This is a genomic window from Microbacterium sp. SA39 (assembly GCF_000967865.1).
Lineage (GTDB): Bacteria > Actinomycetota > Actinomycetes > Actinomycetales > Microbacteriaceae > Microbacterium.
On record NZ_JXRU01000022.1, the window covers coordinates 47,746 to 57,368 of the forward strand.

At 65.7% G+C, this 9,623-nt stretch carries 9 protein-coding genes; all 9 read left to right on the forward strand.

Annotation, left to right across the window (positions count from 1 at the left end; genetic code table 11):
- The first annotated feature begins 249 nt into the window (after positions 1 to 249).
- Positions 250 to 1,125 carry a substrate-binding periplasmic protein gene (locus RS85_RS18860; protein WP_052703281.1) on the forward strand — a complete coding sequence of 292 codons (876 nt, stop codon included), beginning with the start codon at positions 250 to 252 and terminating at the stop codon, positions 1,123 to 1,125.
- A gap of 13 nt (positions 1,126 to 1,138) precedes the next feature.
- Complete coding sequence (locus RS85_RS01915; protein WP_052703284.1) at positions 1,139 to 1,870, forward strand: amino acid ABC transporter permease; 732 nt, start codon at positions 1,139 to 1,141, stop codon at positions 1,868 to 1,870.
- The gene (locus RS85_RS01920) at positions 1,867 to 2,709 is read left to right on the forward strand and encodes an amino acid ABC transporter ATP-binding protein (RefSeq protein WP_082087445.1); all 843 of its coding nucleotides are present in this window, start codon (positions 1,867 to 1,869) and stop codon (positions 2,707 to 2,709) included. The genes RS85_RS01915 and RS85_RS01920 overlap by 4 nt, the downstream gene beginning before the upstream one ends.
- Before the next feature lie 54 nt (positions 2,710 to 2,763).
- Complete coding sequence (locus RS85_RS01925; protein WP_046011730.1) at positions 2,764 to 4,005, forward strand: NAD(P)/FAD-dependent oxidoreductase; 1,242 nt, start codon at positions 2,764 to 2,766, stop codon at positions 4,003 to 4,005.
- Between the two features lie 23 nt (positions 4,006 to 4,028).
- On the forward strand, positions 4,029 to 4,946 hold the full coding sequence (locus tag RS85_RS01930) for a dihydrodipicolinate synthase family protein (RefSeq protein ID WP_046011731.1): 918 nt from the start codon (positions 4,029 to 4,031) through the stop codon (positions 4,944 to 4,946).
- Complete coding sequence (locus RS85_RS01935) at positions 4,943 to 6,010, forward strand: proline racemase family protein (RefSeq protein WP_046011732.1); 1,068 nt, start codon at positions 4,943 to 4,945, stop codon at positions 6,008 to 6,010. The genes RS85_RS01930 and RS85_RS01935 overlap by 4 nt, the downstream gene beginning before the upstream one ends.
- Positions 6,011 to 6,038: 28 nt before the next feature.
- Positions 6,039 to 7,517 carry a gamma-aminobutyraldehyde dehydrogenase gene (locus RS85_RS01940; protein ID WP_046011733.1) on the forward strand — a complete coding sequence of 493 codons (1,479 nt, stop codon included), beginning with the start codon at positions 6,039 to 6,041 and terminating at the stop codon, positions 7,515 to 7,517.
- 1,082 nt (positions 7,518 to 8,599) lie between these two features.
- Positions 8,600 to 9,385, forward strand: a complete 786-nt coding sequence (locus RS85_RS01945; protein WP_082087446.1) for an SDR family oxidoreductase — start codon at positions 8,600 to 8,602, stop codon at positions 9,383 to 9,385.
- A 96-nt stretch (positions 9,386 to 9,481) separates the two neighbouring features.
- On the forward strand, positions 9,482 to 9,623 hold a 142-nt coding region (locus RS85_RS19415), incomplete at its 3' end, for a helix-turn-helix domain-containing protein (RefSeq protein ID WP_200894772.1).

Sequence of the window (9,623 nt, forward strand, 5' to 3'; positions counted from 1 at the left end):
GACCCCACCGGCCGATTCGCCACGAATCGGCCGGTTTCGCGTCCTGAGGGCGATCAGATGCGGGGCGTGGACGGCTGCATCTCCCCCGGATGTCGTCTGACCTCTTGCGCTGGTCGCGATCGAGTCGTACTGTCTTGTAAGAACAGCAGATTGTATGACACTAAGACAAAGCGGTCGAAGGGAATGTCATCAAGCTGGTTCATGGGCGACCTCTCGCGCACACACTCAACTCGGACAGAAGGGCTCGGAATGTCTAACTCTGCGACACGCAAGGCCAAGCGCACCAACCGCACCATCCTCATGGTGATCGGCATCATCATCCTGGCGATCGCCGCCGGATTCCTCGGGTCCGTGATTCGTGGGGGCGGCGGAGGATCGGCCGCCGCGGCCGATTCCGACGCCGGCGCCTTCCTCGCCGACATCAAGGAGCGCGGCGAACTGCGGGTCGGGATCGCCATCGCCCCGCCGATGACCGCGGAGCAGGAGGACGGCACGCTCGGGGGCCCCAACATCATCCCGCTGCAGAACCTCGCCGACTCTCTCGGTGTCAAGTTCACCCCGGTCGCCGCCGAATGGAGCAACATCGTGGCCGGGCTTCAAGCCGGACGCTACGACTTCGCCGCCAACCTCGATGCCACACTCGAGCGCTCGCTGTCGATCCAGTTCACGAACCCCGTCTACACCTACCAGGGCGTCTTCATCGTTCCGGCGGACTCTCCCTACGCGACCAGCGAGGAACTGATCGCGGCGGGCGCTGTCGCCACTGCTCAGGGCACGTCCTACGAGGGTGCACTCACCGAGCTCGGCGCCGATCTGCTCTCGGTGAGCAACATCCCCAACGCGCTCTCTGCGGTGAACTCCGACCGCGTCGTCGCGGCGTTCATGGATCTGCCCGCGGCCGTCGGCCAGGCGCAGGCCGACCCGGGTGTGAAGATCGTCGTGCCGGATCCGGTCATCTACCAGGTTGACGCCGCGTACGGCGTGCCGGAGGACATCGACGCTCGCTCGCTGCAGGTGGTCAACGTGGCCATCACGAATGCGCGCAACAACGGTGCGCTCACCCGGGCGTTCGAGGCTGTCGACTTCCTCGAGATCGACAACCTCGGCGATCTGCAGAAGCGCTGACGGTAGGTCAGCCATGGACTACAACTTCGACTGGAGCGTCGTCCGGGACAGTCTGCCGGACCTGCTCGTCGGCCTGCTGACGACGGTGGAGATCTCGCTGATCGTGATCGTGCTCAGCATGCTGCTGGCTGTTCCGGTGGCTCTGATGCGCATGTCGCAGATCTCCATCGTCCGGTGGATCGCACAGGTCTACATCGAGATCTTCCGCTGCACGCCTCTGCTGGTCCAACTGTTCTGGATCTTCTATGCGATGCCGACCCTGACGGGGATCACCCTGCCGGGATTCGCATCGGCAGTCATCGCGCTGACCGCGAACCTCACCGCCTTCATGGCCGAGGCGTACCGCAGCGGATTCCAGGCGGTGCCCATCGAGCAGGTCGAAGCCGGCCAGATGCTGCGGCTGACGACCTTCGAGCGGATTCGATACATCATCGTCCCGCAGGCTCTCCGCCAGCAGCTGCCGGTCATTCTGTCCTTGAACATCTCGCTGTTCAAGGACACGGCGCTCGTCTCCACGATCGCGGTCGCCGACCTGATGTTCATCGCGAACAACATCTCGGCCGAGACCTACCGATCGCTCGAGCTGCTCTCCACTGCAGCACTGCTGTACTTCGTCGTGGCTTTCCCGGTCTCGCTGATCACGAGCCGCATCGAGCGGAACATGATGAACAAGGGCCAGCGCACCAAGACCGGACCGAGCGTGCTGGCACGCATGGTCCCCGGAACGAGAGTGAAGACCGCATGAGCGAGCCGGAAACCACCACGGGATCTCGCCGAGTGTCGACGGACACCGGATCGCGAGCTCTGCCCTCCGAGAAGACGATCACCGCAAGTCATGGCGAGGTGCTGGTCTCAGCACGGGGCCTGCAGAAGAGCTTCGGCGATCGACACATCCTCAAGAACGTCGACTTCGACATGCTGGTCGGCGATATCACGGTGATCATCGGCAAATCGGGCTCCGGAAAGAGCACGCTTCTCCGCGCTCTCGCCGGTCTGACCGACCCGGATGCGGGCCGCATCCTCTTCGACGGGAAGATCGTGTTCGAGGGGGAGGACCGCACCGAGGACTGGGAGGACGTCGAGTCGCACGTCGGCATGGTGTTCCAGAGCTACACGCTCTGGCCGCACATGGATGTTCTCGCGAACCTGACGCTCGCGCCCCGCAAACGACTCAAGCTCTCCGTTGCCGAGGTCAACGCCCGTGCGGAGGTGGCACTGGCGGAGGTCGGCATGGCCCACCACATTCGCAGCCGGCCCGCGCAGCTGTCCGGTGGAGAGAGGCAGCGCGTCGCCATCGCTCGCGCGTTGATGATGCGTCCGAAGCTGCTGCTCTGCGACGAGATCACGAGCGCGCTCGACCCGCCCGTCGCCGCCGAGGTTCTCGAAGTCCTCCGCCGCCTCAAGGAGGAGGAGGGGATCGCGGTCGCTCTCGTGACGCATGACATGGCGTTCGCGTCCAAGGCAGCAGACCGCGTGGTGTTCTTCCACGAGGGCGAGATCGCCGTCAACGCCACCCCGGACGAGGCCTTCAACCGCTCCACGAACCCGGAGCTGAAGAAGTTCGTCGACGCCGTCCGCTTCTGATCGTCCAGGCGCCGGGCGATGAACCGCCCGGCGCCACATCCTGAAAGAGAACCCATGCACACAGTGGTCATCGGCGGCGGCATCATCGGCCTCGCCACCGCCTACCACCTCGCCCGTGAGGGCGCGCAGGTCACCCTGCTCGACGCCAGGGCGACCGGACTCGGCGCCAGCTACGTCAACGCGGGGTGGATCGTCCCCGCAGAGGCCGCGCCGGTACCGGGTCCCGGCGTCGTGCTGACATCGATGAAGTGGATGCTGCGACCCGACAGCCCGCTCTACATCCGCCCGTCACTGCACCCGCAGTTCCTCTCCTTCATGTTCGGCATGTGGCGAGCATCGAACGCCAGGGACCAGCGCGCCGGTTTCGCCGGCCACCTTGCTCTCGCAGAAGGCTCGATCGAGTCATTCGACGACTATCGTGCCGACGGCATGGACTTCGAAATGCACAGCGGCGGGCTGCTGATGGCGTTCACGCAGCGGGACAACCTGGATCACCACCTCACCCACCTCGATCTTGTGAAGCGCTATGGCCTCGAGCCCACCGTGCTCGAAGGGGACGACGTGCGAGTGCACGAGCCGCTTCTTTCGGATGCCGTCGAAGGAGGTCTCTTCTTCCCGAAGGAGCGGCACGTCGACCCGGGCGCCCTCGCACGCGCCCTGCACGGTCGACTCGTCGCGATGGGTGTCGAGATCGTCGAGAACGCCGCGGTCGTGGCCGTCGAGCGTTCCGGCGATCGTGTGACCCGTGTCATCGCCCAGGGTCGCTCGTACGCGGCGGACGCCTATCTCCTCGCGGCCGGTGCCTGGACCGGACCTCTGTCGCGGATGTTCCGCGTCCCCCTCCCGGTGCGACCGGGCAAGGGATACAGCATCGACGTCGAGCCGTTCGGCCTCCGCAGTGCGACCAACCTGTCCGACGCGAAAGTCGCGATCACCCCGCTCTCCCGCAATCTCCGGCTGGCTGGAACCATGGAGTTCGGGGGACTGGACGAGAACATCAACCAGGTGCGCGTCGACGCCATCCTGCGCGCCCCGGCGGCCTACCTGCGCGGATGGGAGCCGCCGACCACTCCTGTGGCGCCGCGGGCCGGTATGCGCCCGATGACCCCGGACGGACTCCCGATCATGGGCCGGCTCGGCCGACTGTCCAACGCTTACGTGTCCACCGGCCACGGAATGCTCGGCGTGACTCTGGCCCCCGGCAGCGCGTCCGCGATGACCGACCTCATCCTGCACGGCACCGAGTCGTCGCGCCTGGCGCCCTTCACACCTCGCCGCTTCCGCGGTGCCCGCTGACATCAGAACCCGAAAGGACCATCATGACCACTCGCAAGACAGCCGACCTCCACGGAATCCTCGCCGCGGTGACGACCCCCTTCACCCCCGACGGCTCCGCCGTCGATGAGCAGGCGCTCCGCGATCAGGTCGACCGGCTCGTCGCCGGCGGCATCCACGGCATCGTCCCGACCGGCACCACCGGCGAGTTCACCACACTCACCGACGAGGAGTACAAGCGCGTGATCGAGTTGTACGTGGAGAGTGCAGCCGGACGCTTCTCCGTCGTCGCAGGCGTCGGGGCACTGTCTACCGCCAAAGCCGTCGAACTCGCACAGCACGCCGAGACGGTCGGTGCGGATGCCGTCATGCTCGTTCCTCCGTTCTACGACCCGCTGAGCTTCGAGATGCTCAAGTCCTTCCTGAGCGCCGTCGCCGGCAGCATCACGATCCCGATCGTCTACTACAACGTCCCCGGTGCGACCGGGATCACCTTGTCGGCCGAGCAGATCGCCGAACTCGGCGACATCCCCGGCGTCGACTACCTCAAGGACACCTCCGGCGACGCGGTCTCGCTCGCGGCCCTTCTCGCCAACTACGGCAGCCGGATCAAGGCGTTCAACGGCTGGGACACTCTCACCTTCTTCGGCATCGCCAGCGGGGCGGAGGCTTCCGTCTGGGGCGCGGCCGGTGTCGTACCCGAGCTCGCGGCGGAACTCTGGGAGACCCTGGCCGTGCGCAAGGACCTCGCACGGGCGCGCGAGCTGTGGGTCGACCTGTGGGCGATCAGCGACTTCCTCGAGTCGGTGAACTACGTCGCCGGCATCAAGGCGGGCCTCGAACTGCTCGGTCACCCGGTCGGCCCCGCGCGCCTTCCGATCCAACCGCTGCCGGCGGAGGAACGCGAGCGCTTCGCGCGGATCCTGGAGAAGGCCGGAGTCCTCGCTACGGTTCCTGCATGAGCGAAATTCTGACCCTCGATACCGTCGAGGTCCATGCGGAAGGCGAGCCGGGGCGCGTCGTGCTGAACGCCGCCGGTCTCGTGCGGGGCGAGACGATGGCTGAGCGCCTCGCCTACTGCCGGGAGAATCTCGACGGTCTGCGGCGGATGCTTCTTCACGAGCCGCGCGGTTATCCCGGACTCTGCGCCGTGTTCGTGCTCCCCGCCGTGAACCCGGGGTCGGACTTCGGAATCGTCGTGCTCGAACAGGGAGGCTTCACACCCATGTCGGGCAGCAACACGATGTGCACGGTGACCGCCATCCTGGAAACAGGGATGCTTCCGATGCGGGAGCCCACCACCGAGGTCACGATCGACACCGCGGTAGGCGTGGTCCGCGCCATCGCCCACGTATCGGGCTCGAAGGTGACGGCAGTGACCGTGGTGAACGTCCCGGCGTTCGTCGTCGACCTCGACATGCCGCTCGACATACCCGGCGTGGGCACGGTACCCGCCGACATCGTCTTCGGCGGCCAGTTCTTCGCCCAGGTCAAGGCGAGCGACTGCGGTGTCGATCTGGTCCCCGGCAACGGGCGCGACCTCGCCCGGATGGGAGCGCTGATCAAGCTCGCCGCCAGGAGACAGACGGTCGTCGCCCACCCTCTCAATCCGGAGATCAATCGCATCGACCTCGTGATGATCCACACCGGCGATCGCCTGAACGGGCGCGAGGATCGCAACACCGTGGTGCTCACCAACGGCGAGCTCCGCGACGATGCTCCCGCGACCTGGACAGGCGCTCTCGACCGGTCGCCGTGCGGCACCGGCACGAGCGCACGGATGGCCGCATTGCACGCACGAGGTCAGCTCGCGATCGGAGAGGACTTCTCCCACCGCAGCATCATCGGCACCGAGTTCGTCGGTCGGCTGACCGGCGAGACCGATGTCGCCGGCGTTCGCGCCGTGCTCCCCACCGTCACCGGACGCGCCTGGATCACGGGGCGCGCTCAATGGACGCTCGACGAGACAGATCCGTTCCCGCACGGCTACACCGTCGGCGACATCTGGTCGCCGGACGCATCCTGATCAGACCTCTTCACGAAGGCAGTTCTCCATGACTCATTTCATCAACGGATCGATCCGCGACGAAGGATTCCGCGGCACGGTACGCGACCCGTCGAACGGCGACGTGGTCGCCGACATCTCGATGGGGGACGCCGAGACCGTCGACAGCGCCGTGCGCGCGGCGCGGGCCGCCTATCCCGGCTGGTCGCGGGCGACGCCGGCCGAGAGATCGTCCGCTCTTGCCGAGCTCGCGAAGCGTCTCGACGCACGCTCGGAGGAGATCGCCGCGCTCGAGAGTCGTCAGGCCGGCAAGCCCATTCGTCTCACGCGAGAGTTCGATGTGCCGGGGACCGTCGACAACGCAGCCTTCTTCGCCGGTGCCGCACGCAACCTCGAGGGCAAGGCGTCGGGCGAGTACTCCGGCTCGCACACGTCGAGCGTCCGCCGGGAGTCGATCGGCGTCGTCGGCTCGATCGCGCCGTGGAACTACCCGCTGCAGATGGCGGGTTGGAAGATCTTCCCGGCGATCGCTGCGGGCAACACCATCGTTCTCAAGCCGTCCGAGCTGACGCCGCTGACCTCCCTGATCCTGGCCGAGGCCGCGCAGGAAGCGGGGATCCCCGACGGCGTCATCAACGTCATCACCGGCACCGGGGCCGATGTCGGGGCCCCGCTGTTGCGGCATCCCGATGTCGACATGCTGTCGTTCACGGGGTCGACCCGCGTCGGACAGACCGTGCTCGAAGCGGCCGCGACGACCGCGAAGCGGGTGCATCTCGAGCTGGGCGGCAAGGCCCCCTTCGTTGTCCACGACGACGCCGATCTCACGGCGGCCATTCACGGCGCCGTCGCGGGAAGCCTCATCAACACCGGGCAGGACTGCACCGCCGCGACCCGGGCGATCGTGCACCGCTCGGTCTATGACGATTTCATCTCCGGGGTGGCGGAGCTGTATCAGCGGGTGGTGCTCGGTCCGACCGCAGACCCATCCACGGATCAGGGTCCGCTCATCTCGGCCGCGCACCGCGACAAGGTCGCCGCGATGGTAGACCGCGCACGGGGCTACGCCCGCGTCGTCACCGGCGGAAGCATCCCCGGCGGCACGCTCGCGAATGGGTTCTACTACCCACCGACTCTCGTCTCAGACGCCGATCCCCGCAGCGAGATCGTGCGTGACGAGGTCTTCGGACCGGTTCTGGTCGTGATGCCGTTCGACTCGGACGATGAGGCGATCGATCTGGCGAACGACAGCCCGTACGGCCTCGCCGCCTCGGTGTGGACGCGGGACGTGTATCGGGCGCTACGCGCCACCGAACAGATCCGTGCGGGATGCGTCTGGGTCAACGACCACATCTCGATCATCAGCGAGATGCCCCACGGCGGCATGAAACAGTCCGGATTCGGCAAGGACATGTCGACGTACTCGTTCGATGACTACACGGTGATCAAGCACGTCATGTTCGACCGCACCGGCACGGCCCGCCGCGACTGGCACCGCACCGTGTTCGCTGACGCCTCGCGGCGCTGATCGACCTGCGAACACGACGACATGTGAGGACCCGGGATACGGATCAGCTCACGTGGGCGTGCTGCCGCTCAGGCGCCGCGGGCGTGATGGCCGTCATCATCGCGCTTGTGTCGACGGTTGCAGCTTTCGCAGCCGGACTGTCGCGCTCCCCAGTGAGTTCAAACCCAAGCTTGTCGAGCACCCTCAATGAGCCCGTATTCCACTCGCGAACTGTGGGAGCCAGATGGTCGTACCCGACGGCTGCGGCGCGATCGACAATCCACGACGAACAGCCCCGGTGCCGGCGTCGGCTCGTAGGCACGAAGCCAGTCCTGCATCTCTGCGACAGTGGGACGACCATCCGGTGAGATGCGCCGCCGTGCAGGAACGCGCTCGTCCCGCTCTTCCTACAGCCGACGATGGAACGCAGCATCGGCAACCTGCCACGGGCGAAGGCTCAGACGCTCCGTACGAAAGTTGTCCTGAATTCGAGGCACGTCATCTCGGCGCTCCATGTGGGCAGTATGCCGTAGGGGCGCTTCGCGGGAGCGCAGATCAGCAGAGGGCAGAAGCATTGTCGAATCACACCTGACGCACCTCACCTGCGGCGATGTCATCGAGGTACGCTCCCGACATGAAGTTCGAAGATGCGACAAGCGAGGTGGCTCACTTGCGCGAAAGGCTGGCCGCGATCGAGAAGCAGCAATCCTAGCTTCGGCTCGCAGGGCTGAGTGTGGGCGGCGGTGTCGCTGCCGACAGCCGGCGGTGGGAACTCGAAGAAGAAGCACGCACCGTGAAGTCACGATTGGTTGAACTCGCCGCATAAGAGCACGTCTGCCGTTCCTCTCCATGCGATTGAGCTGTCGCAGCAAGCGCGTTCCTGTGGGCGATCGGCTGAGTCGCGCATCAGGCGTCGTTCTCGCCCGCTGACCACCACGAGAGCGGGTGTTTCACAGAGAGCGAAAACAGAGGTTTGACCTTCCCCCTGGGGGAAGCCAGAACCTTGAGCCATGCAGGAAATGAGGTCTCGACAGGTGTCGGTCAACAGCCTGAAACCCCCTGCATACTCACCTCATCGAAATAGTGAATCTGGAGATGCAGACATGGAAAGCGTGAATCGTGATCGGCTGGATGGGCGGCGCGCTCTGGTGACAGGCGGTTCTAAGGGATCGGGAGCGGCTGTCGCGGAGCGCCTCCGCGAACTGGGCGCTGATGTATATGTGACGGCACGGTCCATGCCGAGCGGGTATGAGTTCCCGGACCGGTTCATCGCCGCCGACACGTCGACGACCGAGGGCACGGCGACGGTAGCGTCGCGCATTCAGGAGGCCGGAGGTGTCGACGTCCTCGTCCACGTTGTCGGGGGTGCTTCGACGCCTTCCGGCGGTTTCGTGAAGATCACCGACGAGCAGTGGATGATCGAGCTCAATCTCAACTTCCTGGGCGCTGTCCGGCTGGATCGCGCACTTCTTCCGGCGATGATCGATTCCGGTTCTGGCGTGGTGATCCACTTCACTTCGATTCAGCGGCAGATGCCGCAGTTCGACGCTTCCCTCGCCTACGCGGCCGCGAAGGCAGCGCTTCGCACTTACAGCAAGGGGCTCGCGAACGAGCTCGCCCCGAAGGGGGTTCGAGTGAACGCCATCAGCCCTGGCGGCATCGAGACCGACGCGTACGAACGGTTCGTCGACCGGATCGCGGAGGGTAACGACCTCAGCCGAGATGCCGCGAAGCAGCACATACTCGACTCTCTTGGCGGCGTGCCGCTCGGCCGGTTCGCTCACACCGAGGAGATCGCCGATCTTGTGGCTTTCCTCGTCTCTGACAGAGCGTCGGGAATCGTCGGGGCCGAGTATGTCATCGACGGCGGAACTGTTCCGACGATCTAGATGTTCTTCCCAGGGACGTTGTGAACGGCTGAGTTAGCGAAGACCTCCGGGCAGGATGTGGGTTACCACACTCACATTCCACACACGGAGGTCTTCGTGACTCACGCTAATGCACCCCTGACGCCTGTCGGTCGGGCTCGTCTGGCGGACCTGATCAACACTCAAGGCTGGTCGGTACGGCGAGCGGCCGAGCGGTTCCAGGTGTCGCCGGCAACAGCATCGAAATGGGCTCATCGAG